The organism is Methylobacterium isbiliense (assembly GCF_022179325.1).
In the GTDB taxonomy this organism is placed as follows: Bacteria; Pseudomonadota; Alphaproteobacteria; order Rhizobiales; family Beijerinckiaceae; genus Methylobacterium; species Methylobacterium isbiliense.
This window is the reverse complement of the sequence record NZ_BPQQ01000066.1, coordinates 1-24179: the sequence shown is the minus strand read 5'-3', so window position 1 is coordinate 24179 and position 24179 is coordinate 1. Positions and strand designations below refer to the sequence as shown.

General features: G+C 66.4%; 23 protein-coding genes and 1 pseudogene. 13 read left to right on the top strand and 11 right to left on the bottom strand.

Features of this window, described 5'->3' with window-relative positions:
* Positions 1–130 precede the first annotated feature (130 nt).
* The 5 genes and pseudogenes from MFF61_RS24870 to MFF61_RS24850 all read right to left on the bottom strand — a co-directional run.
* Positions 131–2695: pseudogene (locus MFF61_RS24870) on the bottom strand (strawberry notch-like NTP hydrolase domain-containing protein); the annotation flags it as partial.
* Between the two features lie 163 nt (positions 2696–2858).
* A complete protein-coding gene (locus MFF61_RS24865; protein ID WP_238240310.1) occupies positions 2859–3452 on the bottom strand; it encodes a DUF6927 domain-containing protein in 594 nt (197 codons plus the stop codon).
* A gap of 98 nt (positions 3453–3550) precedes the next feature.
* On the bottom strand, positions 3551–5725 hold the full coding sequence (locus tag MFF61_RS24860) for a ParB/RepB/Spo0J family partition protein (RefSeq protein WP_238240343.1): 2175 nt from the start codon (positions 5723–5725) through the stop codon (positions 3551–3553).
* A gap of 577 nt (positions 5726–6302) precedes the next feature.
* Positions 6303–7052, bottom strand: a complete 750-nt coding sequence (locus tag MFF61_RS24855) for a hypothetical protein (RefSeq protein WP_238240309.1) — start codon at positions 7050–7052, stop codon at positions 6303–6305.
* On the bottom strand, positions 7052–8014 hold the full coding sequence (locus MFF61_RS24850; RefSeq protein WP_238240308.1) for an ArdC family protein: 963 nt from the start codon (positions 8012–8014) through the stop codon (positions 7052–7054). The genes MFF61_RS24855 and MFF61_RS24850 overlap by 1 nt, the downstream gene beginning before the upstream one ends.
* 476 nt (positions 8015–8490) lie before the next feature.
* Between MFF61_RS24850 and MFF61_RS24845 the strand changes: the two genes are divergently transcribed.
* The 6 genes from MFF61_RS24845 (at position 8491) to MFF61_RS24825 (ending at position 13262) form a co-directional block, all read left to right on the top strand.
* Positions 8491–10347: a type II toxin-antitoxin system HipA family toxin gene (locus MFF61_RS24845; protein ID WP_238240307.1), complete on the top strand. Its 1857-nt coding sequence runs from the start codon at positions 8491–8493 to the stop codon at positions 10345–10347.
* A gap of 476 nt (positions 10348–10823) precedes the next feature.
* Positions 10824–11732, top strand: coding sequence for an MBL fold metallo-hydrolase (locus tag MFF61_RS24840; RefSeq protein WP_238240306.1), 909 nt, complete (start codon positions 10824–10826; stop codon positions 11730–11732).
* Between the two features lie 12 nt (positions 11733–11744).
* Positions 11745–12134 (top strand): rhodanese-like domain-containing protein, encoded by a 390-nt coding sequence (locus tag MFF61_RS24835; RefSeq protein WP_238240304.1) that lies wholly within the window; start codon positions 11745–11747, stop codon positions 12132–12134.
* On the top strand, positions 12131–12253 hold the full coding sequence (locus MFF61_RS33925) for a hypothetical protein (protein WP_283206034.1): 123 nt from the start codon (positions 12131–12133) through the stop codon (positions 12251–12253). The genes MFF61_RS24835 and MFF61_RS33925 overlap by 4 nt, the downstream gene beginning before the upstream one ends.
* A gap of 264 nt (positions 12254–12517) precedes the next feature.
* Positions 12518–12658 carry a hypothetical protein gene (locus MFF61_RS24830; RefSeq protein ID WP_238240302.1) on the top strand — a complete coding sequence of 47 codons (141 nt, stop codon included), beginning with the start codon at positions 12518–12520 and terminating at the stop codon, positions 12656–12658.
* Between the two features lie 91 nt (positions 12659–12749).
* Positions 12750–13262 carry a Ros/MucR family transcriptional regulator gene (locus MFF61_RS24825; protein WP_238240300.1) on the top strand — a complete coding sequence of 171 codons (513 nt, stop codon included), beginning with the start codon at positions 12750–12752 and terminating at the stop codon, positions 13260–13262.
* Positions 13263–14025: 763 nt separating this feature from the next.
* On the opposite strand, the gene MFF61_RS24820 is transcribed toward MFF61_RS24825, so the two are convergent.
* From MFF61_RS24820 to MFF61_RS24810, 3 genes are all read right to left on the bottom strand, one after another.
* Complete coding sequence (locus MFF61_RS24820) at positions 14026–14358, bottom strand: four-helix bundle copper-binding protein (RefSeq protein ID WP_238240299.1); 333 nt, start codon at positions 14356–14358, stop codon at positions 14026–14028.
* Between the two features lie 109 nt (positions 14359–14467).
* On the bottom strand, positions 14468–14821 hold the full coding sequence (locus tag MFF61_RS24815) for a hypothetical protein (RefSeq protein WP_238240298.1): 354 nt from the start codon (positions 14819–14821) through the stop codon (positions 14468–14470).
* 114 nt (positions 14822–14935) lie between these two features.
* Positions 14936–16069, bottom strand: a complete 1134-nt coding sequence (locus MFF61_RS24810) for an AI-2E family transporter (RefSeq protein WP_238240297.1) — start codon at positions 16067–16069, stop codon at positions 14936–14938.
* Positions 16070–16152: 83 nt separating this feature from the next.
* Here MFF61_RS24810 and MFF61_RS24805 point away from each other — a divergent pair, with 83 nt between their 5' ends.
* On the top strand, positions 16153–16344 hold the full coding sequence (locus tag MFF61_RS24805; protein WP_238240296.1) for a DUF2171 domain-containing protein: 192 nt from the start codon (positions 16153–16155) through the stop codon (positions 16342–16344).
* 178 nt (positions 16345–16522) lie between these two features.
* Here the strand turns inward: MFF61_RS24805 and MFF61_RS24800 are convergent, their stop codons facing one another.
* Both MFF61_RS24800 and MFF61_RS24795 read right to left on the bottom strand, forming a co-directional pair.
* Positions 16523–17821 carry an NRAMP family divalent metal transporter gene (locus MFF61_RS24800; protein ID WP_238240293.1) on the bottom strand — a complete coding sequence of 433 codons (1299 nt, stop codon included), beginning with the start codon at positions 17819–17821 and terminating at the stop codon, positions 16523–16525.
* Positions 17822–17908: 87 nt separating this feature from the next.
* Positions 17909–18094, bottom strand: a complete 186-nt coding sequence (locus MFF61_RS24795) for a hypothetical protein (protein WP_238240290.1) — start codon at positions 18092–18094, stop codon at positions 17909–17911.
* Between the two features lie 142 nt (positions 18095–18236).
* Between MFF61_RS24795 and MFF61_RS24790 the strand changes: the two genes are divergently transcribed.
* Positions 18237–18461 carry a hypothetical protein gene (locus MFF61_RS24790; RefSeq protein WP_238240287.1) on the top strand — a complete coding sequence of 75 codons (225 nt, stop codon included), beginning with the start codon at positions 18237–18239 and terminating at the stop codon, positions 18459–18461.
* A gap of 124 nt (positions 18462–18585) precedes the next feature.
* On the opposite strand, the gene MFF61_RS24785 is transcribed toward MFF61_RS24790, so the two are convergent.
* Positions 18586–19044, bottom strand: coding sequence for a MerR family transcriptional regulator (locus MFF61_RS24785; protein WP_238240341.1), 459 nt, complete (start codon positions 19042–19044; stop codon positions 18586–18588).
* 393 nt (positions 19045–19437) lie between these two features.
* On the opposite strand from MFF61_RS24785, the gene MFF61_RS24780 reads away from it, so the two are divergent.
* From MFF61_RS24780 to MFF61_RS24760, 5 genes are all read left to right on the top strand, one after another.
* Positions 19438–19866, top strand: coding sequence for a hypothetical protein (locus MFF61_RS24780; protein ID WP_238240285.1), 429 nt, complete (start codon positions 19438–19440; stop codon positions 19864–19866).
* 174 nt (positions 19867–20040) lie between these two features.
* Positions 20041–20310: a hypothetical protein gene (locus MFF61_RS24775; RefSeq protein WP_238240283.1), complete on the top strand. Its 270-nt coding sequence runs from the start codon at positions 20041–20043 to the stop codon at positions 20308–20310.
* A gap of 98 nt (positions 20311–20408) precedes the next feature.
* Positions 20409–21107, top strand: a complete 699-nt coding sequence (locus tag MFF61_RS24770) for a hypothetical protein (protein WP_238240281.1) — start codon at positions 20409–20411, stop codon at positions 21105–21107.
* Positions 21104–22531: a multicopper oxidase family protein gene (locus MFF61_RS24765; RefSeq protein ID WP_238240278.1), complete on the top strand. Its 1428-nt coding sequence runs from the start codon at positions 21104–21106 to the stop codon at positions 22529–22531. Before MFF61_RS24770 ends, MFF61_RS24765 begins: the two co-directional genes overlap by 4 nt.
* A 527-nt stretch (positions 22532–23058) precedes the next feature.
* Positions 23059–24179 (top strand): family 1 glycosylhydrolase (locus tag MFF61_RS24760; RefSeq protein ID WP_238240275.1); only part of this gene is annotated, 1121 nt, incomplete at its 3' end.

Genomic DNA, 24179 nt, shown 5'->3' with positions numbered 1-24179 from the left:
GGTCGAGAGAGCGGGAGGACCGGGATCATGCCAAGCGGAGGCGGCAAATGGCTCGTCCTACCAAGACCTTGACCATCCCCACTCAGCATAACGGGGACTTGGGATATAATGTCTTATGCCGATCTCGGCATAACACGTATTCGCGCGGAGTGATGTCGACGGCGACGTCGCCCCACTCCTCGGTCGGGATCTCCGCGAGGCGGCGCTCCATCAGCGCCTCGCCGGTCGACACGATCTGGACGACGCAGGCGTGGCCCTCGCTGAGGTCCCGCTCGACGCTGCGGATCAGCGTCGGCGTCTTCATCGCCGTGATCAGGTGGTTGAAGAAGCGCTGTTTCGCGCTTTCGAATGCCGAGCGCGCGGCCGACTTGGCTTGCCGGTTCAACGTGCCTTCCGCCCCGGTGATGTTCGCCGCTTCCATCGCGGCCGAGAGGTTGTTGTGGATGACCTCGAACGCGCCGGCATAGGCATCGTAGATGCGGGTCTGCTCGGGGGTGAGCTCGTGGTCTACCAGCTCGTATTCCACGCCCTCATAGGAGAGCGAGCGGGCGGTGTAGAGCCCGAGGCTCTTCAGGTCGCGGGCGAGCACCTCCATCGCGGCGACGCCACCGGCCTCGATCGCCTGGACGAACTCGGCGCGGGTGGCGAACGGGAAGTCCTCGCCGCCCCAGAGCCCCAACCGCTGCGCATAGGCGAGGTTATGGACCGTGGTCGCCCCGGTCGCCGAGACGTAGAGCACGCGGGCGTCGGGCAGCGCGTGCTGCAGGCGCAGTCCCGCGCGGCCCTGCTGCGAGGGCGCGGTATCGCCGCGTTCGCTCTTGGAGCCTGCGGCATTCTGCATGGCGTGGCTCTCGTCGAAGACGATCACTCCGTCGAAGTCGGGCCCTAACCAGTCCAGGATCTGCTGGAGCCGCGAGCAGCGCTCCTCTCGGGCGTCGGAGCGAAGCGTGGCGTAGGTCGTGAACAGGATCGCCTCGTCAAGGCGGATGGGCGCGCCCTGGCGGAAGCGCGACAGCGGCTGGATGAGGAGGCGCTCCTGGCCGAGCGCCGACCAGTCGCGCTGCGCGTCCTCGATCAGCGTGTCGGACTTCGAGACCCAGACAGCGCGCCGGCGACCCTTTAGCCAGTTGTCGAGGATGATGCCCGCGACTTGGCGGCCCTTGCCCGCGCCGGTGCCGTCTCCCAGCATGAACCCGCGTCGAAAGCGGACTGCGCCTTCCGCAGCGTCGGCCGCAGCCGAGACCTGGTCGAAGGTCGCGTCGACCGTCCAGGAGCCGGCGAGGTGCCCCGCATGGGCTTCCCCGGCGTAGACCACCGTCTCGAGCTGCGCGTCGGACAGAGGCCCCATCGCAACGAGCCTCGACGGCAGGTGCGGCCGATAGCTCGGCTTCGGCAGGGCGACCGAGGCCATCGCCGCGGACTGAACGAGCGGAGTCGGATGTGCGGCCCCGTCCGGGATGCGGACTGACTGAAGCGCGTACGGCTCGTAGAGCGCCTCGCTGAGGGGACGCCCCTGGGCAGGCGCCCAGTCGCAGGTCTCGTAGCCGAGCTCGACCGCATCGGCGGCAACGGGCGCGAGCGGACGCGCCACGCGCGCCGATGACCGTGGGACCGGAGAAGCGGCCTTGCGGAGGGTCGGGACGACACTTGTCCGGCTCGCCGTGATCGCCGTGCGAGGCGGCACGTACTCGGCCACCCACCGGAGCAGCGTGGCCGCGTCCGAAGCAACCCCGGGCGATTCCGGAAAGCAGGAAGGATCGGCTGCCGGCACGCGGTCGATCACCGTGAGCCGGGTGTCTGTCGTCGTGCCGTGGCGGGCATAGGCCCGGCCGTCGATGGCGGCGCTGAACACGACGCGCCCACGCTCCTGCAAGCGCACGAAGGCACCGCGCCAGGACGGGCTCTCGGGCGACAGGCTGGCGCCCGTGATCGCGACGAGGCGACCATCCTCTGGCAGACGGGCGAGCGCCGAGCTGACGTGCCGGAGGGCGGCGTCGGCAACGCGGCCCTCAACATGCGCGCCGGCAGAGAAGGGCGGGTTCATCATCACGACGGATGGCCGTATGGCCGGGTCGAGATGATCGTGGATATGCGCCGCGTCATGGCGGGTGACGATCGTGGCCGGGAAGAGTCGGGTGAGGAGTTCCGCGCGGGCGTCGCCCAGCTCGTTCAAGACGAGCGAGGCGCGCGCCAGCTCTGCGAAGACGGCGAGCAGCCCCGTGCCGGCGGAGGGCTCCAGGACGAGGTCCGCAGGCGTGATCGCAGCGGCGCAGGCCGCAACGAAGGCCAGCGGCAGCGGGGTGGAGAATTGCTGCAGCGCCTGGCTCTCCTCCGAACGCCTCGTCTGGGAGGGCACGAGCGCCACGACCTTTGCCAACATCGCGAGCTGGGCGGCAGCAGGACGCGCGTTGATCGCCGGTCCGAACCGACGAAGGAACAGGAGCTGCGCCGCCTCGCAGGCCTCATAGGCGTCTTTCCAGGCCCAAGCGCCGGCGGCGTCGGAGGAACCGAAGGCATCGATCATGGCGGCGCGAAGGCCGGCAGCGTCGATCCCGAGACCTCGCTCGAGGATGGACAGCAGGTGTTCGGCGGCGCGGAGCAGCGCGGCGGCGCGGTCGGACGGAGCGGTTGGGAACGGGAGATCGGACGCGGAAGCGGTTGCAGGCGCGTCGGCGAAAGCGGAGGACAGGTGCATGGCGGCTGATCCAGGAGAGCGGAACGGACCGGCCGGCGGGTGCTCTCTCTCGACCCTTCTCCGGCTCACCCCGTCTCGGCCCTCCTTTCCCTCTCAAGCCGCTCCACGAGAAAAGGCCCGGCGCAGCGCGCCGGGCCTCGTGATGCTGGCAGGACAGATCCGCTCAGGTGGCCGGTTCGTCGAGCCGGTAGTCGAGCCGCCTCACGTTCGGAATGCGGTACAACGCGCCCTCTTTCGGATCGCGGAAGAGCATCGTCCCGCGGCTGCGCGTGTTCGCGACCACCTCGAATCGATCAAGGCTGCGGCCATCTTGGAAGGCGAGCGGCCGGTCGAACACGATCGTCTGACCGGGCCGGGGCGCCGGCTTGGCGGCCCGGGCTCGCCTGACGGCTGCATTCCGACGGCAGCGTGCTCGCCATGCGAGCGCATGCTGCCGGTCAGTCGGAGTGAGAAGGTCGAGGATCTGCTCCGGGCATTCGGCCTCGCAGGGTCCCATGCCCTCGTCCATGTCCTTGTACCCGAACACGGTGCCGTCGCGGTCGCGCGGGTTGTAGCGAATGAGGCAGACGATTGCGGCGACCTCTCGCGGCACCTCGGGTCGGAGGAACTCGACCGCGGCGTAGTAGACCCGCTTGGAAACGAGCGCTGAACGCAGCACGCGGCACCGCAGCTCGGGTCGTTCAGAGGTGAACTGGTCGTCCAAGTATTGGCGCGGGCCGGAATGGCTTCCGATCGAGCGCATGTAGAGCCAGCCCATGGCAGGCCTCCTGTGTGAGGAAAAAGAAAAGAGCCCGGCACGGCGGCCGGGCTCGGAACTGGCCGGGAGCGCCTGCGCTCCCAGCGCCAGGACATGCGTCACTCGGCGGCGACGAGGTGCGGCCCGTCGGTCTCCCCCTCATTCCCGACCTCCGTCAGGAATGCCGGCAGATCGTTCCGGTCGAGATCCGCGTGGGCTCCGATCGGCTCGTCGTTGGCGGACCTGAGGGGGAGGGGAGGGGACTCGAGCCCCGGCGTCCGCAGCGGCTCGGGCACCCAGCCGGTGTCGGCGAGGAGCCGTTCGGCCTCCTTCGCCATGTCGCCTTTCTTGAGGTGGTCGATGAGCTGCGCCGCCTGCTCCCCCTTGGCCTCGCGCACCGCCTCCAGAATGCGAGCTTTCGTGACGCGGCCGAGATAGTTCTCCGCGGTCGGCGTCCATCCCGCCTCGGCCATGTCAAGCCCGACGGCCCGGGCGAGCCGGTCGGCTTGGGCCATGCGCCGCTCCAGCCCATGCTGCGACAGGCCTGCGCCGCCGTAGCGGTCGACCTTCTCGACGAGCGCGTTGACCCCGAAGCTGACGCAGTGCGCGAGGAGCGCCAGACGGCTCGCTTGGTCGAGCGCGTCGATCCAATCCCACAGCGCCTGGTCCTCGCCTACGGGCATGTCCGCCGCCCAGGCCTTCTGCCGCTCGTCCACGGCGCGCGCGGACGGGCTGTCCTTCAGGTCAGCCGCTTGGGCCGAGAAGAACACATGCCGGACCGAGGCCTCCAGGCACCCGCCCGAGCTGGGGGAGCGCGCGATGGTATCGGTCACGAGCTTATGGAGGAGGGCGGTGAGCGCGACGTGGGAATCATTCGCCACCGCGTCGCGCAGCGCAAGCGTGCGGTGAGCCGTGAGCTCCATCATCAGCCGCTCGGGCAAAGGTTTCAGGCCCTCGTCTTCCTCGGCCGGCTCGGGCTCGCTCGCGCCGCCGATGGTGATGACCGCGCGCTGCACCGCTGGCGGCGTGCCAGCATCGTTGCCCCCCAACGCGGCGTTCTCGTCGCCCCCCTTGCCGCCCGCCGGGATCTCCGGCTCGATCGGCGCTTCGTCCTCGGGCCGAACGAACCCGCGCTCAACCTTGAGCTCGCCCGAGGCGCCGACGCTGACAAAGGCGCCCGCGCGGGCGACCTCGACCGGATCGAACTGTGGCGCCCGGTTGTGGAACACGTCGAGCGCGGCCTCGATCTCGCCGAGGCGCGCGTCGACCTCCTCGGGAAGGTCATCGGGCGAGTCGGCGTATTGCTCCTCGAGGGTGCCGTATTCCGTCTGGAGGGCGTCGTAGGTCGCCTGCTCCTCGGCCGTGAGGACGGGGCCGAGCGCGCGCAACCTCCGCAGGCCCGTACTGTGGCCGTAAGGAAAGTCCGCCGCGACGTTGATCCACTTCCAGCCCTCAGTGGCGATCCCTTGCGCCTCCGCCTGCAGCTTCTCCGTGAGGAGGCGGTCGAGGAGCGCCGCATCCTGGAGCCAGCCGCCGTCGTCGGCCTGGAACAGGTCGCGCAAGACCACGCCGCCGGCGGCTTCGTAGGTTTCGGGCCCGACGAACTTCGCGCGCCGGTCCGAGGCGCGGACCGCGCCTTCGGTGAGGAGCCTGCGGATATAGTAGGGCTCCTTGTTGTAGGAGCGCTCGAGGACCTCCCAGGCCTGCTCCTGGCGGGCATGGTCGTTGGTCACGGTGAACGCCATGAGCTGTTCAAGCGTCATCCCATCCTCGGCGTAGACGTCGAGGAGCTTGGGGCTGACAGCCGCGAGCTTGAGCCGCTGTCGCACGATCTGCGGGCCGACGAAGAAGCGGGCCGCGATCTCTTCCTCGCCAAGGCCCTGCTCGCGAAGCGACTGGAAGGCCCGGAACTGGTCGAGGGGGTGGAGCGCCACCCGCTGTACGTTCTCAGCGAGGCTGTCCTCCTCGGCGGAGACGCCCTCATCGGCGCGAGCAAGGACGCAAGGAACGGGCGCGGTCTTCGCCAGACGCTTCGCCTTCACCAGGCGCTCGAGGGCGCGATAGCGCCGCCCGCCCGCGGGGACCTCGTAAAGGCCGGTCTCCTGGCCTTCGGCGTCGCGCATGGGCCGGACATTGAGGCTTTGCAGCAGGCCGCGACGGGCGATGTCCTCAGCGAGTTCCTCGATCGAGACGCCCGCCTTCAGGCGCCGGACGTTCGACTGCGACAGGACGAGCTTGTTGAACGGGATGTCCCGCGAGGTGCTGAGCACGATCTTCTGGACGGCTTGTGCCATGGTCGGTTCTCCGTGCCGGGCCGGCCGAAAACCTCTCTCTCGACTTCTCGACCCGACACAAAGACCCACTCCCTCCTCTCCCTCTCCGAGCCGGGCCGCCCTTACATCCCGGACGGGTCCAGGTTGATCACCTCGGCCCCAGCGGCGCGGTACGCCTCTGCGACGACGCCTAAGGGAGCGTAGGAGAGAGCGTGTCGGCCTGGAGGAACCGCACCGGATCGCCTCCTCAGCGCCCTGCCACACGACGTGGCCGTTCTCCCAGATCGTCACAAAGCCGCCACCGACGGGTTTGGGCTCGGGCGGCCTCCGGTCGAAGTTGCGACAGCCGAACTCGGCCGTGGTTGCCGAGAAGGTGGGCGGGCCGCCCGGGCTCAGCACGACGCGGTCGCACGCGCCCGCGGCCGGCGCACCCGCCGGCGCGAGAGGCCGAGGCGAAACCACTCGTAGGCGCGAAGTTCGGCGTCCCACGGCGCCCGTTAATGGCGGCATTCGCGGCAGCGCCCGCGAGCGTTACGGTCCGGCTCTTCGAGCCGAGGACCGCCATTGTGCCCAAACGAAGGAGGAGGATCGGAGCTGGTCATCGCTGGCGCCCCGCGCGGTGGACGAGGACGGGACGCTGGTCGGCCTCGCGAGCAAGCCGCTCGATCACGACGAGGTCGGCATCCGAGCAAGGGCCGCGCACCTCTATGTCGACCCAGTGCCTACTCCGGCCGACATAGCTGTCCCGTAGGCGCATGTTGGACGGCGTATAGAAGCTCTCGTTGGGCTCGATCAGCCGGACGCGCGACGTCAGGAAAATCAGGCCCGCGCCAAGATTTCCGCAGAACAGGAACTCGTCGGCCGCTGTCGTCTTGGGTCCGCCACCAACCTGCTTGCGGCCGATTTGGCGAAAGGCTTCATCGAAGCTGCCCGGGTCGGGCGTGATACGGGGCTTGAGCGCCTGGGGCGTCCAGGGCGGGCATTCCAGATCGAAGCGACCCCGATCGTAGTTTGTCAGGAGCCCGTGAAGGTAGGCGGGGTCCGCCGGATAGGGGCACGTGCGCCAAAGCTCGTGGAGCCGCGCACGGACATTGTCGCCATGGGCGAACAGGCGGGTGCGGGCTTGTCTCCACTCTGCCGCTCGTCGGTTGCGGCTTTCCTGCTGCTGCTCCGGCCACCATACGGCGCGGCGCGCCATCTCGCTGTCGGCGTCGTGCTGGGTTTCGGCGATCAGCTCGGCGAAGAGGGGGAGTGACTCGCGCCGAAGACGTTGCGAGCGGTGGAAGGCGGCGCGCTTGCGGGAGGTGTCTCTATAAGGCTCGACACGAGGCCAGCGACGGAAGCGCATCACACCGCCTCCTGGTCGTCGTCCGCCGGCGTGGTCGCGGGCTGGTGAACGCCGGACCGAAACGCGAGCAGGTAATCGGCCGCTTTCGAGGCGGCGGACGCCGCGCGCACGATCGCCTTGCTGTCCTCACGCAGCACGTCGAGCCAGGAGCCGATGTAATCGGCATGGCGCACGGTCGGCGTGATGCCGAGCGTCGCGCAGCAGAAGGCCGCGCACATCTCCGCCACCAGCTCCTCCTGCGCGTACTTCTTCGACCCGAAGCCGCCGGACAGATCGCGCCCGAGGCGGGTGGCGTGGCCCGACCAGTGACCGAGCTCGTGCAGCGCGGTCCGGTGCCAGTTGATCGGCTCGAAATAAGCCTCCGGCCGGGGCACCTGGATGTAGTCGAGGGTGGGCGCGTAGAAGGCCTTGTCGCCGCCGAGCCGGAGATCCGCCCGGCTGGCGCGAAGCAGTGACTCCACCTCGGGCAGGATCAGGCCCTCGGGGACCGGCACCGGCGCGGTCACGATGTCCTCGGGAAGGCCTTCGCATTGGTCGGTCGAGAAAACGGTGAAGCGCTTCAGAAACGGGATCGCCTGGGCTTCGTCGCCGGTCTCCCGCGCTCGCTTTCGCTCGTCATCGGGGACGAAGCGGTCGGCGTACACGACCGTCGTGCCGCGCTCTCCCTTGCGTACGTTCCCGCCCAGCGAGAGCGCCTGTCGGAAGGTGAGCCAGCTCTGGCCGGAGAAGCCGCGGGCGACGACGGCGCCCCAGAGGATCAGGACGTTAATGCCTGAATATTGCCGGCCGGTCGCGGCGTTCTTGGGCATGGCGAGCGGCGCCGCCACGGCGGACGAGCCCCAGGGCTGTACCCAGGGGAGCCGGCCCGCCTCGAGCTCCGCTATGATCTTGGAGGTGATCTCTTCGTAGAGGTTGATCCGATTCGGCCCGGCTGCTGACCGGGAGGGGAAGGCGCGAGGCATCGCGAGTCTCCGCGACGGGTCGGCCAGGAGCCTCTCTCTCGACCTCCGGACCCGTCAGTGCGCCAAGCACAGCCCTCTCACTCTCAACCGAAAGGAGGACACCGAGATGGGGGACTAGGCATGGCCGCCCCGCTTGAGCTCACGGTGCCCGTCCAGTTCTCGCTGCGGTGAGGGGTTGCCTCTTGAGCGGTGTGCAGGCGACAGCGAAGGTGGCCATCGCGCCAGGTAGGCGACGGTACTGTTCCGCGATCTCTGACGGCTTCAGCGCGCGCGCGCGCCAGGCCGACGGCTTGCGGCGCGGCGGACGGCCGTATGCGGCAGCGGCGGACGGCGGCGAGTCGTGATAGCGCGGCTTCTCCAGGTGCCGGGCAAGGCCAGGACCGACGTTGAACTTCGCGAATTTGAGATGCACGAAAATTCTTGATCTTTCACGTGTCCGGTGGAATGATCTCGCATCCGAACTGCGAGATAATTCCATGAGCCTCCATCTGGTCGGAGAGACGATCGACCCCAAGCGTGCGCACCTCCGGGCGCAAGCTGGCGAGCTGATCCAGCTCGTCCGGGGGGTCTATGTCGATCAACACGGGGATATCGAGGCGACGGTCCTCGGCCACGCTGTCCGGATCGCCCGCTATCTCTATCCGACGGCCTACCTGTCCTCCGCCTCGTCCGTCCTGCTCGGGCCGACGCCCGACGGTCGCCTCTTCATCAGCGGTCGGCGCAACCAGCGCACGCGGCTGCGGACGCTGGAGATCGTGCAGAACGAAGCGCCCCCGCATCCCTCGACCGCGCCCGCCATTGTCGGGGACGACCTCGGCGAACTGCGCGTCGACGTCTCATCGGTTCGTCAACGCTTCCTCGAAGCCTTCCGCCTGCGCAGCGAGCATGCCAGCGCGATCACGGAACCGCTGCGGGCCGAAATGGCCGCGCGCCTCGTCGAGGAATATGGGTCGCCGCAAGCGGCGGCGGACGCGGTCTGGGCCCTCGCCCGCGAGAATGGGTGGTATCGCGAAGGGGAAGGGGCCGAGCGCTATCTGACGGCTCGGCGCGGGGTGGACAAGGCGCCCGTCAACAGGGCGGCGCTGGACCTGCTCGTAGCCTGGCATGGCGAGCCGCTCGGCCGCCTCGTCCACGACGGCTTCGAGTGGCGCTGGAAACCGGGCAGGAAAAGCGGGCCGCCGCTGATCCGCCAGACTGCCCCGGGCAAGCTCCCGGCTTTCATCGAGTCGCTCCTGCCCGAAGGCTGGCTCGCCCAGGTGCTGCATATGCGCGACGAGCGCGAGGCGCTCCGCCGAGGCCGGCGCTACATGTCCAACATCGCCGTTGTCGAGAGCCGCGCGGAGCTCGACACGCTCCCAACGGATATCCTGCAGGCGGAACTCAGCGGATTCCTGGAAGACGGCCGCTTCACCGGACGCTACGCCGGCCCGGGGCGGGGCGAGATCGAGGAGACTTTTGAACAGAATTTGGCCCGCCTCTTCGAACGCGCCGAGACGCCGCGGCTCTCCGGCGTCCAGATCAAGGCCCCGATGTGCCTGACACCGGAAGGGATGCTCGTGCCGGCGGTCGATCAGCCGTTCACGCACATCCTCAAGCCCGCCGGCACGGCGGGTTTCGAGACGCTGCCCGCGGTCGAATGGCTCTGCCTCCAACTCGGCCATGCTGCTGGTTTTGAGGTTCCGAGCGCGGCGCTGATCGACATGCCCGACGGTATGCCGCCGGCGCTCGTCGTGGAGCGCTTCGATATCCGGCGCGGTCCACAGGACACGCGCATGCTGGCCCTCGAGGACTTCTGCTCGATCCTCGATCTCCCGACCTCCGCCAAATACGACGGCACGATCGAGCGAATGGCGCGGGGCTTGAGGCCGCTTTCGACCGACCCGGCCGCCGATACCGAAATCCTGTTCCGGCGCGCGCTCTTCGCCTGGCTGATTGCTGACGGGGACATGCATCTGAAGAACCTTGCACTTCTCAAGGTCGCAGCGCCCGGGTCCCGCCGTTTTGAAGCGGTGCGGTTTGCGCCCCTTTACGACGCGGTCACGACCCGCGTCTTCCCGGGCCTCGCTGGAGATCGGATGGCGCTGAAGCTCAATGGTAAGGACGATCGACTGACGGCGCAGGATTTCCTAGCGCTCGCGCGCACCATCGACCTCCCCACCGCCCGCGCCCAGACGGCAATCGGAGAGGTCACATCGCGTCTCGAGGATGTGGCGCCGACCCTGGTCCTTCCCGCGTTTGCCGGAGGCACCGATGCCGCTCGGTTAGCGGAACAGAAAGTCAACGCGATCGTGCTTGAGCGCGCGCGCTCATTCGCGTCAGCGCCGCGGCGATGACGGCTTGCGCCTTTGAGAGGTGCGACACACAGCGAAGCCGGCCAGCGCCCGAGGCTGGTGATGTGACTGTTGCGCGATCCCTGACGGCTTCAGGGCAACTTCCTCGTAGGGTACGAAGGCGCCCGGATCGCCCCAAGGCCCAAAGGGGGGCGCACTCGGGTGCGCCCCCAAGTAGGGTCTTACTTTGGAAGCAGAATACTCTCGGGAAGCACTCTACCATTTGGCTTATACACGGCGCAGAGCCGACGCGATGTGAGGGAATCCACAGCCCCGCAGGTTTACCAGGAGCGAACGACCCTGGCTGGGCAAGAGCGCTTGAGCGCAGTTCTACGGGTCGGTCGGGTTCATTCACGTGTGTGCGTCCGTTTCGCCGCGGCACGTCCAGGCCGCTGGCCGTTGGAGACACCCACCATATGAGAGCGGGTTCGAGTTCCTGGCCGCAAGGCTCTGAGCCATGACCATCTCGAGGAGAACCCATGTCAGGCGAGAACCGGTCTTCGTTCCACGCTCGTCCAATCGTGGCGGGCTTCTTCGAGAAGCGGACTTTCAGCGTCCAGTACGTGGTCGCGGACCCGGAGACGAAGCGCTGCGCGATTGTCGACCCGGTCTTGGACTTCGACCCGAAATCAGGCGCGACCGCAACGCAGTCGGCCGATGCGTTGCTGGAGCACATTGGGCGAGAAGGGTACACACTCGCGTGGATCCTCGACACCCACCCTCATGCCGACCATTTCTCGGCCGCCGGATACCTGAAGGACAAGACCGGGGCGCCGACCGCCATCGGCGAAAAGGTGGTGGAGGTGCAGAAGCTCTGGAAGCGCCTCTACAACCTGTCCGCCTTTTCGCCCGACGGCTCGCAATGGGACAGGCTCTTCGCCGACGGCGAGCGCTTCGAGATCGGCAACATGGATGTCGAGGTCCTGTTCACGCCGGGGCACACCCTGGCCTCCATTGCCTATGTGATTGGCGACACGGCCTTCATCCACGACACGATCTTCATGCCGGACGGCGGCACCGCAAGGGCCGACTTCCCGGGCGGCAGCGCCCGCGCCCTCTGGAACAGCATACAGCGCATCATGGCGCTGCCCGACAGCACACGCTTGTTCACCGGACATGACTACTGCCCGGGCGGGCGACCGCCGCGCTGGGAAAGCACGGTCGCGCAGCAAAGAGCGGAGAACATCCACCTCACGAAAGCGAAAACCGAGGAGGAGTTCGTGGCCTTGCGGGAGAAGCGCGACCGCGAGCTGCCGATGCCCAAGCTCATCCTGCACTCTCTTCAGGTCAACATCCGCGGCGGGCGCCTGCCCGAACCGGAGAGCAACGGGAAGTGCTATCTCAAGATCCCGCTCGATGCGCTCGAGGGCGCACCTTGGGGCGACTGAAGGAGGACGGCCGTGACGAAGAGCGCGAAAGATCTGGTCGCCGAGGCGAGCAAGGCAATCGAAACCCTCTCGGGTGAGGACGCCGTGAAGCTCGTCGGCGACCCGAGCGTGGTGTTCGTGGACGTGCGCGAGGGCGAGGAGCTGCAAAAGAGCGGCAAGCTCCTGGGTGCCGTGCATGTGCCGCGGGGGTTGCTCGAGTTCCAAGCCGACCCGACGAGTCCGACCCACAAGCCGGAATTCGGCGGCGAAAAGAAGCTCGTGCTCTACTGCGGCTCGGGCAGCCGCTCCGCGCTCGCGGCGAAGACCCTGAAGGAGATGGGGATCGACAACGTGGCGCATGTCGCCGGTGGATTTCCGGCCTTGCAGAAGGCGGGTGGGCCCTCATCGGAGGCCGAACGATGATGAACGACATGATGGGCGGAGGCATGATGTGGGGCATGGGCTTCTTCGGCCTGCTCCTGATCGTCGTCCTTGTGCTCGCTGCGATCGCTCTCGCCAAATATGTCTTTGCTCGCAGGTGAGGGTCGACCAAGGCTTCTCTACAAACTATCAACCGGGGTTGTCGTTAGCCCTCGGCTAGCGGAGCTTCAATTGGCATGGCAGGGCCTCATACGAATGGCCGAGCTTGTTCCCGATGACGTCGCCTGAAGCCATGCGCGACTGGGAACGTGCGCGGCAGCTTCTGGCCGAAGAGCTTGGCCGGCGCAGCCGATCGATTTCGGCCGCGAAGGCGACGATAACGCCTGACGTGAGTCGGATTGCTATCTGGGAAGGGGGAGGCGGATGTGCTGTTCCGCTTGCGTGAGCGCCTGGCCCCGGAAGACCGTGAGGAAATTTCCACCATCCTCGCCGGCGACATGGACCGCCTGATTGGTGCAGAGATTGCAGCAATCGGGCCGTCGCACAGTCGTCTCGGACATGGATGACGGAGTTGATCGGCAGTGATGCTCAGAAGATCCGCAGGTCTCGTCGGCCAAGCCCACGCTGAGTGGATAGGGGTAACACGGAGCGATATGGATGGATCAGGCAGCAGCAGTCGCCACTCCCGATATGATCGAGCTCACGGCGCAGATCGTTTCGGCATACGTGATGAAAAACGCGGTGCCTGTAACGCAGATCCCCGACCTGATTGCTCAAGTTCACGGAGCGCTGCGGAAAAGCGCAGAGCCTCCTGCCGAGTTCGCGCCCGAGCGGCTGCAACCGGCCCTAGCGGTCAAAAAGTCGATCACGCCCGACTTCCTCGTCTGTCTGGAAGACGGCAAGCGTTTCAAGTCGATGCGTCGGCATCTCAGCAAGAGCCATGGGATGACGCCGGATCATTACCGGGCGAAGTGGGGCTTGGCTCCGGATTATCCGATGGTTGCGCCTAACTACGCAGCCGCCCGTTCCAAGCTCGCCCGCAGCATCGGTCTTGGTCAGAAGACGAAAGAGGACCTGAACGCCAAAGCGGTCGCCGCCGAGAAGGCCCGCACCCCCCGGAAACGCGCATCGAAAAGCAGTGATCGCGCGCAGGGGTCTGCCGTCCGCTAACGCGAGCTTGTTGTGCGAGGTGCCGCTCGGCCAGGATCAGGGCGGCGAACGGGGGGCCAGTCTGTCGATGTGGCACGACAATGCGCTCGTCGCAGCTCTCGCTGTGGTCGGAGGCCTACCTCGCGGGCGTGAGCGAGCTTCCGGCCAGGGCGGCCTGGTTCTGGTCTCGAGGCGATCACGAGCGGGCAGGGAGAGCCGATGCGTCAGCCTGAACACATCGTGCGTCCCTCGCCTCCGTCGTGATTGGCCAATGATCCTCAAATGAACTGGCCGGAGCACCTCTCCAGGGCGTGCGCGGGGCGCCTCCGCCGCGGCATTCTCACGTCCCGTCGCCCTGCAAGGCTCGTGGCCTGAACAGCGCGACGCGGCTTCTGTCGCAATCGTCTGACGCCGGAGTGGCCGCGTTGCGGGCCCCAGTGCCCGCAGCGCCGTTCCTGGACCGAATGCGAGATGATGGAGGGCAAGTACAACGTCTTGTATGATTTCGTTGCCATCGCCTCGGCCCTCGATCGACGGCGCCGTAGGCTGCCATTGCGGCGCACCGAGCGTTTGCCGATGCTTTCGATCAAGACGAGAAGCCCCGAGCGGTATGTTCGGTGAGCAGGAGGCCGAAGAGAACCACGTCGGACTGTACGGGCAGTATTGTCGCGCCGAGGAGCGGCGCAAGAAACAGGCCCGCGTAGACGCCGAGGTGGCTCACGAGCGCCGACAGCTTCGGTCGGGCGGATCGCCGCGCGGGTGCGGCGATCCAGTTTTTCGCAGCTCAGGCCGCCATCTTGCGGCATTCTTCGGCGCAGCGCCGGCATGCATCCACGCAGGCCTGCATCTCGCCGAGCTGCTCGCAGTTGCGCGCGCACTCGTCACAGATCTCGGCGCATTCCCGGCAGAGATGCTTGTGGTGCTCGGAATTCATCAGCATGAAGTGGGCGCTCGTCCGGCAGATTTCCGCGCAGGCCAACATCAGGCGGAAGTGCTTCGGCTCCACGTGCTTTCCGCCGGTCTCCAGACAATGCGTCATCGCATCGCCAAGGCAGGCCTGATAGCAGCGAAGACAGGCGTCGATGCAGCGCTGCATATCTTGCGACATCTGATGCATGTTGAATCTCCAGTTCAAGTGTTCAAGGTGGGAGACTGCGCCGCAGCCGCGGTTGCGTGTTTGGAACCCGCAGAGCTGAAGCACAAGCTTCGGCGCGCCTCGGCGTTGGTCAGCTGATCGCGTACCCTTTTGGCGGGCGGAAGATATCGACGGGGTTCAACTCGCTGGCCCTGCGATCCTGCGGCCAGATTGTCGGACCTGCGGCGCGAAGGGGGGATGGCACCTCAGGCGCCGAGGCCACGAGCCAGGCGGAAGCGCACAAGGGGCAGCACGAACGCGTCGCGTGCTTGCTGGCGACGGTGTGATGATGCGCCAACGGCCGGTTTTCCGGGCTGGCGCTGGCGACCGTCGCGGCCGCGACAGGCGTCATCGCATGAGCCTGACCGGCGAACAGCGCCACGCTGATCGCCGCGGCGGCGACATAGACGATGAACGCGCGAAAGCGACCATAGATGACGAGCATGGGGAGCTGCCTCGCGCGTCGTCAACTCATGCGGCGACTCCTCGGTTCCTCGCGTCGCCAGAGGACTGAGCTTGGGAGCTTCGGCCTTTATGGTGCGAGCGCTCGGTCCCGATCTCAAGATCCGTTGAACGGACCCGTACCTGACGCCTCGTGACGATTGTGGTCCTGGGCGGTCGGGCCGCCGAGGGCGTCCTCGACGTAGAGGCGGAGAATTGCGATCCGCGCCGCCGCCGCGATCGGGGTTGCCAGCGCGATCCCGGCTGCGCCAAAGAGCGCACCGAGCAGCATCTGCGCCCCGAGGGTCAGCGCCGGTTGCAGGTCAACGGCGCGCCGCTGAATAAGCGGTGTAAGGATATAGCCCTCCAGGATCTGAATCAGGAGAAAGACCCCGACTGCCCAGCCCACTATGGACGCGCCCTGGGAGGCGGCCGCCAGAACGATCGGGACGCCAGCCACAATCGGCCCGAGATAGGGAATGAAATTGACCAGGCCCGCCTGAAGCCCGAGCAGGAAGGGCGCCGGCATGCCGAGAAGCGTCAGCGCTGCCCAGGTGGAGAGCGTGATCACCACCATGGTGGCGAGCTGGCCAATCAGCCACCAGCGCAGCACTTCGGCGACTTCGTCCACAACCGCGCCGACCCGCAGACGCTTGTCGCGCGGCAGAAGGCTCAAGAAACCCTGTCTGTAGCTCAGCGGGTTCAAGGCCACGAAAAAACCGATGAAGGCGATGAACACGGCATTCCCGAGCACGCCCAGGATGCCGGTCAGAGCCGTGCGAGCCTGCCCGAACAGGTCGCGCGGGTTGGGCACAAGAAGCTGAGCGAGGTTTTGGGGTTCATTGCCTCTGCCTTGGGTCGGGCGCTCCGGCGCGAGCCCGGCTGCCTCCAGCTCTCCGCGCAAGGCGCGCAGCTGTCGGGCGATGGTCGAGACCAGCTCATCGGCCTGCTGGGACAGGGCATAACCGCCCCACCAGATCGCGCCCGCCATGAGGAGAGCGATGACAAGCGACACGAGGGCGATGCACCAGCTGCGGCTTACGGGGAGAACCCGTTGCAGGCCTGTCGCACAGGCGTCGAGCAAGACCGCCATGAGGAGGCCGGCAAAGATCAGGAGCAGGGCACCAGCGGCCTGCCAGGCCAGGAACAGGCCGGCGGCGGCGCCGAGCGCGATCCCAGTTAGCTCGAAGGCTCGCCGCGCGAGACCATCGGATCGTGCCGGAGCCCCGGCTTGGGGTGGTCTCAGTTCCATCGGTCCTCCTCGCCCGCTTGGCCTCGAACCGTGCGGAACGACGCGAGTTGTCAGAGCGTCTTAGCAGGAAGTGGAGCGGCACGATGTTCGATGCCTCCGAGATCAAGGGGCACATGGAGGTGCTCGGATCGGACGGCCAGCTCGTCGGCACGGTTGACCATCTGGACGAAACGGACCGGATCAAGCTCGTGCGAAAAGACCGAGCCGCCCACGATCCCGATCCTCACTATTCCCGATCGAGTGGGTCGCCCGGGTGGATCGGCACGTCCACCTGACGAAGCCAATGAGAGATGTAGTCGGGCTTTGGGACACGGGGTTTAACATCAACGACCTCCCTTGAGCCGACGCAAGCTCACCGTCCGGTTGGCTTTTCGGGGTCCGCTTGCGCTTCCATCCAGCGGTCGGCCGGTATCTGACCCACGGCTTGCCTGGACCGAGCTCCCGGACGGCCTCCTATCGCAGGGCCGTGAAGAGCATCGCCGCGGCCGCCGCTGCCATGGCGAGGGTTGCGGCCCAGCCGATGAGGCGCAGGGCTCCTGAAACCACCACCTCGCCCATGATCTTCGCTCTCGCGGTCATCAGCATCATGACGGCCATCACGGGGACCGCGACGATCCCGTTGATCACAGCGCTCCAATAAAGAGCCTTGATGGGATTGATGGAAGAGAAGTTGAGGCCCGCCCCGAGGATGGTCGCGAGCGCGATCGTGGCGTAGAATGCCTTGGCTTCCATGGGTCGACGGCCAAGGCCCACCGGCCACTTTCTCGCTTCGCCAAGGGCATAGGCCGCTGATCCCGCGAGCACCGGGACCGCGAGAAGCCCCGTGCCAATCACTCCGAGGGCGAAGACCGCGAAGGCGAGGCCCCCCGCCACCGGTCGTAGCGCCTCGGCCGCTTGGCTCGACGATTCGACCGTCGTGACGCCATTCGCGTGCAGGGTGGCGGCTGTGGTGATGATGATCGCGAGGGCAACGAGGTTGGAGAAGCCCATGCCGACATAGGTGTCGAGGCGAATGCGCTCGATCGCTCCGGTGGCCTGCTCGGGCGCCTTCACTAACGGTTCGCGGCGCGGGTTGGCGTGCTGATCCTCGACCTCCTGGCTTGCCTGCCAGAAGAACAGATACGGGCTGATGGTCGTACCGAAGATCGCGACGACCGTCGACCAGAACTGCACATCCCACGTGAGGGATGGGATGAACAAGCCCCTCGCGACTTGGCCCCACGGCACCTCGACGACCATCACCGTTCCAAAGTAGGCGAACAGCGACAGCGTCAGCCACTTCAGGACGGAGACGTAGCGGGTGTATTGGAGGAAGATTTGCAGCACCACGCAGAGCGTGCCGAAGAACACGACATAGAGGAGGTGCGGGCCGCCGATGATGAGCGCGAGGGCATCGGCCATGGCGCCGAGATCCGCGCCGATGTTGATGATGTTGGCTGTAAACAGGAGGACCACGACCGCCTGAAGGAGCCAATTCGGGTAGTGCCGGCGGATGTTGCCGGCAATCCCGTGACCGGTCGTGCGACCGATGCGGGCGCTGATCTCCTGGATGGCCGACATCAGCGGGTAGGTGAACAGCATGGTCCAGGTGATCGAGAACCCGAGCTGCGCGCCTGCCTGGGAGTAGGTTGCGATGCCGCTCGGGTCGTCATCGGAGGCCCCCGTGATCAGGCCGGGACCGAGAACTTGGAGAAGGCGAGGCTTGGTCGGACCGACCACCGGGCTGTGCTGATCGGCCTGCGACACCTCCATGCGATGATCTCCTCGGCACCTTTGTTCATTCATCAACGTGCGGGCAAGCTTGAGGGTTCGGCAGGCAAGATTGGAGGCCCAATGGGTTCAGTCCCGGCGCGCGTTCCAGCGCAGGAACCAGAGAACGCCCGCGACCGACAGGGCCTGGCCGACGAAGTTCACCGCGACGCTTTCCGGGAAGACGTGCTTGAGGGCGAGCACCGCATCGGTGGCCGCCAGGGGAATGGCAATCACGATGCCGAGTGCGAAGGTGATTCGCTGCCGTCGCCTCATGGCTAGCTGATCGGGCGCTCCGCTGAGATTGTACTCAGCGATCTCCGGCTAGCACAAAGCCGTGGAGCATGATCGTGATTTCTCCGCTAATGCCGGCGCCTGCGCTGTGGTATCCTTGATTGCTCGCATTGGAAGGCGACGGATGACGGTCTCGACCTGCGTCAAGTGCGGCGGGCACAGCTTCGAAGTCGCGCTTTTCACGCCTTTGGGTCGGAGCTACAAGCTCAGCATGGTTCAATGCTCGAGCTGCGGAGTTCCTGTCGGGGTGCTCGACCCAAGCGTTCAGGCCCGGCTCGAAGCTCTAAAAACCCAGATCGCCGCCATAGACGAGCGCATGACCCGCATCGCGAGGGCGCTCGCCGGGTGAGAGTGTCGACCCGACACGAAACGGTATGCCTCCTCGGCGAGAAGCGTCCTGCCGACCTGTCGCGGGGGCATGAAGAGCCGTTGCGCCAAGATCGGGCAAGCGCGGTTCTTCAAAGGCGTGCGGCTCAGTTTTGCTTTGACGCATGCCCTTTGGACCGCTCGGCTCTCCGGTGATCGCGCCTGCACTGGCCATGATCGGCCAGAACCTCGATGACCCGGCACTCACCGATCCGGCCGTGCCGGCATTCTTGAACCATTCGCTCGAGCTCGCCGCGCAGTGCGTTCAGTTGCCCGACGCGCCGTTTGACCGCGATCAGGTGCCGGCTGGCGATTGTATCCGCTTCGGCGCAGGGCCGGTCGGGATCGGTGCTCAGCGCCAGGAGTTCGCGGATGTCCTCGATTTCGAAGCCGAGCTCGCGGGCGTGCCTAATGAAGTTGAGACGCATGACCTCGGCCGCGCCGTAGCGGCGCTGCTGCCCTTCCGTTCGGGCTGGCTCGGGGAGGAGCCCGATCTGCTCGTAATAGCGGATCGTCGGGACCTTGACTTGCGTGCGGCGAGACAGCTCGCCGATCGGAATATCCATCGGAAAGACCTCTTGAGCCTCCAGCGCCTGTAGCATGCAGCTCTCGAAAGTGGGCCTGCTTAGCATTGGGTGCAAGCCCATTCTGGGAAGGAGTCGGTTTGGTGCAGAGAGCCGCTCCAGGCGCAGAGGCGCGCCCGAAGCCGGCGTCCTGCGCGAGTTGCACCAGGGCGCGGTAGCAGCCGGCAACGGATCCCTGACGAAACCGACTTGCACGTGAGCGGGACGAATAATCATCGCGGTCGGAGATGCGCCGCGCAGCAGACGAGGGCAGCTTGACCGCGGCGGAACGATGCCGCCAGCGGCTACTTTGGTGCTTGTTTGGCCTACCTACCTTGCTGCCGCCCCGGCGCGATGCTATGAACTTGGCGACTGGCCGGCTGGAGGCGTTCGCCTTTGCGCCTGTTGCATAACCTCGTCGCCGTCCTGCTCGCCCTCGCAGTCGGAATTTTCCCTGTCGCGGCGGCGGCCTCGTCGCGCGCGATGCTCGGCGGGGCACAAGGCGGTCACCACCTTACCACCGTTCATGAGGCGGCGGCATCTGCCGCCGAGGATGCCGTGGCGCTGGACGCCACCCGCCCGGATCAGGAACGTTTGGCAGATATGGCGACACATCGCCACCACCAATCTTCCGGCAAGGGTAAGTCCGACAGCAACGCTTCCTGCTGCCAGCTCGCCTGCCATACGTCGTTCCAGGCGAGCGCCGTCGTGCCGTTTGTCGTCTCGCGCACCCCGGTGCTCAAGCGCTTTGCAGTGGTCCGAGACGCGCAGGTCGCAGGCGGGCCGAGCAGCCGTATCGAACGACCGCCGCGCAGCCTCGTCTGAGCCGAGACAGCGAACGAGCCCATCGCTCGCGTTCTGCTCGTCATCGGTACCCGGCTGGGATCGGGTTCTACATCCGGACCAGTCTAGTGCGCGCGGTCGCTCCCCTTGGAGTCTTCGGTTCCGCGCGGCGTGACTCGCTGAGCCGCTCACGCGAGACGTATCGGAGCCTCCATCATGATAAAGCCGATTACTGCCTTCGCACCGCTGGCCACCCTCGCCCTGGGCGGCTGCGTATCGATCACCCCGCCCGCTTGGCTCGTCGCGCCGGCGGATCCGACCGTGCCTGTGCGCGACCCGGTCTATTCGACCGTGACCGCGGGGGTGAAGGACTTTCGTGTCGTCGAGCCTAAGGACTGGCGCGAGCAGAACCGCGGAGTAGGGCCCGCAGACGGCGCGGGCGACCACGGGAATGACAGCACGAGCCGGGCTCGGCGAGCGCGATGATCAGACGAACACCTCGCGTCAAGTGGAAACGGTAGTGCAACTGATCGCCATCGCCACGGGTGCCGGGTCGAGCGACGAGAATACAAGGAGCCGGCGGCATGGGTGAAGAGGATCGAGAGAGGGTGCGAGGGACGCAGTGGCGCGACGCTGGCCGGTCGTTGCGTCCGAGCGTTCCGGCCCGTGCGCTCTTGCTCGCGGGTTGCGCATTCTTCTCGCCTGAAGCCGGGCTCACCACCGGCAGGGCGTATGCCTCGCTCGAGCTCGGTCAGGAGGTCGTCAAGATCAAGAAGGAAGCGAAAACTTTCGAGGTCAGAGACGAGGGCGTCTCGGTTGGTCTCGATAGGCTAAAGCTGCGCGGCGCGGCGGCCGATTTCCCGATTCGCATGGATAATTTCGGCGTACCCGCAATCCGGGTGGCCCAGGGGCCGCAGGACGCCTACATGCAAGGGGCGAGTCGGCTGGCGCAAAGGGCCGTGAACGCGCGATCCGAAGCGCGCGAGGCTTATCATCGCTATCGCGGCAACTACGATCTGGCTCGCCATTACCAGAACCGGGTGCTCCCGCTGCACCAGACGATTCAGGAGCAGGCCGAGCTGCAGCACAGCGGCATGCCGGTCCAAGCGACGACGCGCATCATGGACGCGCGCGCCCGGATCTTGAGCAACATCCAGGCGATTGAGGCGAGGCGCGACTTCTGGATCGCCGGCACCGACCTCAAGGCTGCCATCGTAGGCAGATTCGGCGGCGCAAGCCGTGGCCGGAGCCACGCCGGACTGAAACGAGGAGACAAACCATGACGGACACAAAGGTATCACGCAGAAGCTTGCTCGGCGGCGCAGGGTTAGCGCTGGCCGGCAGCTCCATGATCAGCGGACGGGCTCAGGCCGCGAGCCTGCCTGAGGCGCCGACGATGAGCGAGGCGACGATGCAGCCGCCGCTCTATCCCAAGAGCGGCCCGGACTATCAGCCCGTTGTCACCCTCAACGGCTGGAGCCTGCCCTGGCGCATGAACGGCGATTGGAAGGAGTTCCACCTCGTCGCCGAGGCAGTCGTGCGCGAACTCGCGCCCGGCATGAAGGCGCATCTGTGGGGCTACAACGGCCAGTCGCCGGGGCCGACCATCGAGGGTGTCGAAGGCGACAAGGTCCGCATCTTCGTCACCAACCGGCTACCCGAGCACACGGTGGTGCATTGGCATGGCCAGCTCCTGCCGAACGGCATGGACGGGGTCGGCGGGCTCACGCAGCCTCGCATCCCGCCAGGCAAGACCTTCGTGTACGAGTTCATCCTGCGCAAGTCCGGCACCTTCATGTACCACCCCCACTCGGACGAGATGGTGCAGATGGCGATGGGCATGATGGGCTTCTTCGTCGTCCACCCGCGCGACCCCGCCGAGCGCCGCGTCGACCGGGACTTCGTGTTCCTGCTCAACGCCTTCGACATCGAGGCCGGATCCTACGTGCCCAAGATCATGACGATGCTTGACTTCAACCTGTGGTGCTTCAACAGCCGGGTGTTCCCGGGCATCGATCCCATCGTGGCGCGGCAGGGTGACAAGGTGCGGATTCGGTTCGGCAATCTCACGATGACCAACCATCCGATCCACATGCATGGCTACGACTTCAAGGTCACCGGCACGGACGGGGGCTGGGTCGACGAGAAGGCGGCCTGGCCCGAGGTGTCGGTCGGTGTCGAGGTCGGGCAGATGCGCGCCTTCGAGTTCGTCGCCGACGTGCCGGGCGACTGGGCGATCCATTGCCACAAGTCGCACCACACGATGAATGCCATGGGCCACAATGTGCGCACCTACATCGGCGTGAACATGAAGCATACGGCGGCGGGCATCCGCAGGATCGCGCCGGGCTACATGCCGATGGGCGGCTCCGGCATGGGCGAAATGGGCGAGATGGAAATGCCGCTACCCGAGAACACGCTGCCGATGATGACGGGCTATGGCCAGTTCGGGCCGATCGAGATGGGCGGGATGTTCACCGTCGTGAAGGTCCGGCCGGGGCTGGCTGCGGGCGATTACAAGGATCCGGGCTGGTACAAGCACCCGGAGGGTACGGTTGCCTATGAATGGACCGGCCCGAAGCTCGCGGAAGCGCCACGGGCCAAGTCGCCCGACAGCGGCGTCAAGGCAACGGAGTTCCGCGCCGTTGATCCTCGTAAGCGCGCTGTTCGCAATGTTCGCAACGGCGGTGGTCACGGCAATCACTGAGCATTCAGCTCACAATCGTTCGTTCCAGATGATGGGCAAAAGGAACACTTGTTATGGGTTAGAATCCATACGGCCCTCGCGGGCGCCGCCGCCCTCCTGTTCTCGACCGGCCTGGGTTTGGCCGGTCCGGGAGAGGCGGGGCAACGAGGTAGCCTCGCTCCCGATCGCCGCGCTTACCGTGGTCCATAGGCGGCGGCATCTGGATGGCCCCGGGCAGGATCGATCTTCGTCCTGCCCGGGGCCAAAGTTCGATCGACATGAAACGCTCGACCCATCACGTGGACGCGCCATGATCCGACCGAAGGCTCTCGCAAGTTTCCGGCTTGAGCCGGCTCGAGCCAGCAGTGGATGGCGACCGATTTCTGGCCTGGTCCCCTCGTTGCCTCTCGCTCTGCTCATGAGCATCGGTGGGGCGACTGTCTCGGCTTCCCAGGCCGGCGCGATCGAACTCGCGGGGTTTCCCGAGCTTGCGCCGCCACCGCCGATCGAGGGCCTCTCGATCGTACCCCGTCAGATCAGGTGACACCATGCTCGATCAGGAGCAGCAAGCAGTCCGCGCCGGTGCGATGCGGCCGTTCATGCCTTTCCTCTTCGCGACGGGAATCGAGAACAGTTACCCAACGATTCTTGGGCGCGATGGGCGCGTTCAGCGCGTCGACGAGATGGCGAAGACGGGCCATTACGACCGGTGGCGTGAGGACTTCGGCCTCGTCCGCGAGCTCGGCCTGGAATATCTGCGCTGGGGACCGCCCTACTACCGCGTCCACCTCGGGCCGGACCGCTACGACTGGGCCTTTGCGGACGAGGCTCTTGCCGAGCTGCAGCGGCTGGCCATTACCCCGATCGTGGATCTCTGCCATTTCGGGGTCCCGGACTGGATCGGCGACTTCCAGAACCCGGATTGGCCGGAACTGTTCGCGGCTTACGCGGGCGCCTTCGCGAGCCGCTATCCCAGGGTCCGGTTCTATACGCCCGTGAACGAGATCTTCGTCGGCGCGACCTTCTCGGCCCAGATCGGCTGGTGGAACGAGCGCCTCGCTTCCGATCGCGCCTTCGTCACCGCCCTGAAACATCTCGTGCGCGCGAATCTCCTGGCAGAACAGGCCATTCTCAGTGCGCGCGGGCCGGCCGGCACCTTCTTCATTCAGAGCGAGTCGACGGAGTATTTCCATCCCGAGAGCCCAGCGGCTGACGAGCGGGCCGGGTTCCACAACCAGAAGCGCTTCCTCTCCCTCGACCTCTGTTATGGCGTCGACGTGCGCGCCTGCATGTACCGGTACCTCGTCGAGAACGGGCTCACGCCCGACGAGTACGATTGGTTCCTGCAGACCGGGCGGCGGATGAAGCCCTACTGCATCATGGGCAACGACTATTATTGGACCAATGAGCACTCCGTGCCGGCCGGCGACGGACCGATCACTGCGTCGGGGGAGATTTTCGGCTACTACATCATCACCAAGCAGTATTTCGACCGCTACCACCTCCCGGTCATGCACACGGAAACCAACCTCGCCGATGCCGAGCGCGCGCCCGGGTGGCTGAAAAAGGAATGGGCCAATATGGTGCGGCTGAAGCAGGACGGGGTGCCGATCATCGGCTTCACCTGGTACAGCCTCACCGACCAGGTTGAGATTGCCCCCGAACTGAC

What these genes read in the sequence shown, in the direction of transcription:
- MFF61_RS24840 (WP_238240306.1), top strand. Translation starts at nt 10,824, where the DNA reads ATGTCAGGCGAGAACCGGTCTTCGTTCCACGCTCGTCCAATCGTGGCG.
- MFF61_RS24785 (WP_238240341.1), bottom strand. Translation starts at nt 19,044, where the DNA reads ATGGATATTCCGATCGGCGAGCTGTCTCGCCGCACGCAAGTCAAGGTC.
- MFF61_RS24815 (WP_238240298.1), bottom strand. Translation starts at nt 14,821, where the DNA reads ATGCTCGTCATCTATGGTCGCTTTCGCGCGTTCATCGTCTATGTCGCC.
- MFF61_RS24795 (WP_238240290.1), bottom strand. Translation starts at nt 18,094, where the DNA reads ATGAGGCGACGGCAGCGAATCACCTTCGCACTCGGCATCGTGATTGCC.
- MFF61_RS24790 (WP_238240287.1), top strand. Translation starts at nt 18,237, where the DNA reads ATGACGGTCTCGACCTGCGTCAAGTGCGGCGGGCACAGCTTCGAAGTC.
- MFF61_RS24860 (WP_238240343.1), bottom strand. Translation starts at nt 5,725, where the DNA reads ATGGCACAAGCCGTCCAGAAGATCGTGCTCAGCACCTCGCGGGACATC.
- MFF61_RS24765 (WP_238240278.1), top strand. Translation starts at nt 21,104, where the DNA reads ATGACGGACACAAAGGTATCACGCAGAAGCTTGCTCGGCGGCGCAGGG.
- MFF61_RS24855 (WP_238240309.1), bottom strand. Translation starts at nt 7,052, where the DNA reads ATGCGCTTCCGTCGCTGGCCTCGTGTCGAGCCTTATAGAGACACCTCC.
- MFF61_RS24850 (WP_238240308.1), bottom strand. Translation starts at nt 8,014, where the DNA reads ATGCCTCGCGCCTTCCCCTCCCGGTCAGCAGCCGGGCCGAATCGGATC.
- MFF61_RS24805 (WP_238240296.1), top strand. Translation starts at nt 16,153, where the DNA reads ATGTTCGATGCCTCCGAGATCAAGGGGCACATGGAGGTGCTCGGATCG.
- MFF61_RS33925 (WP_283206034.1), top strand. Translation starts at nt 12,131, where the DNA reads ATGATGAACGACATGATGGGCGGAGGCATGATGTGGGGCATGGGCTTC.
- MFF61_RS24865 (WP_238240310.1), bottom strand. Translation starts at nt 3,452, where the DNA reads ATGGGCTGGCTCTACATGCGCTCGATCGGAAGCCATTCCGGCCCGCGC.
- MFF61_RS24775 (WP_238240283.1), top strand. Translation starts at nt 20,041, where the DNA reads ATGATAAAGCCGATTACTGCCTTCGCACCGCTGGCCACCCTCGCCCTG.
- MFF61_RS24800 (WP_238240293.1), bottom strand. Translation starts at nt 17,821, where the DNA reads ATGGAGGTGTCGCAGGCCGATCAGCACAGCCCGGTGGTCGGTCCGACC.
- MFF61_RS24825 (WP_238240300.1), top strand. Translation starts at nt 12,750, where the DNA reads ATGGATCAGGCAGCAGCAGTCGCCACTCCCGATATGATCGAGCTCACG.
- MFF61_RS24845 (WP_238240307.1), top strand. Translation starts at nt 8,491, where the DNA reads ATGAGCCTCCATCTGGTCGGAGAGACGATCGACCCCAAGCGTGCGCAC.
- MFF61_RS24770 (WP_238240281.1), top strand. Translation starts at nt 20,409, where the DNA reads ATGGGTGAAGAGGATCGAGAGAGGGTGCGAGGGACGCAGTGGCGCGAC.
- MFF61_RS24820 (WP_238240299.1), bottom strand. Translation starts at nt 14,358, where the DNA reads ATGCATCAGATGTCGCAAGATATGCAGCGCTGCATCGACGCCTGTCTT.
- MFF61_RS24810 (WP_238240297.1), bottom strand. Translation starts at nt 16,069, where the DNA reads ATGGAACTGAGACCACCCCAAGCCGGGGCTCCGGCACGATCCGATGGT.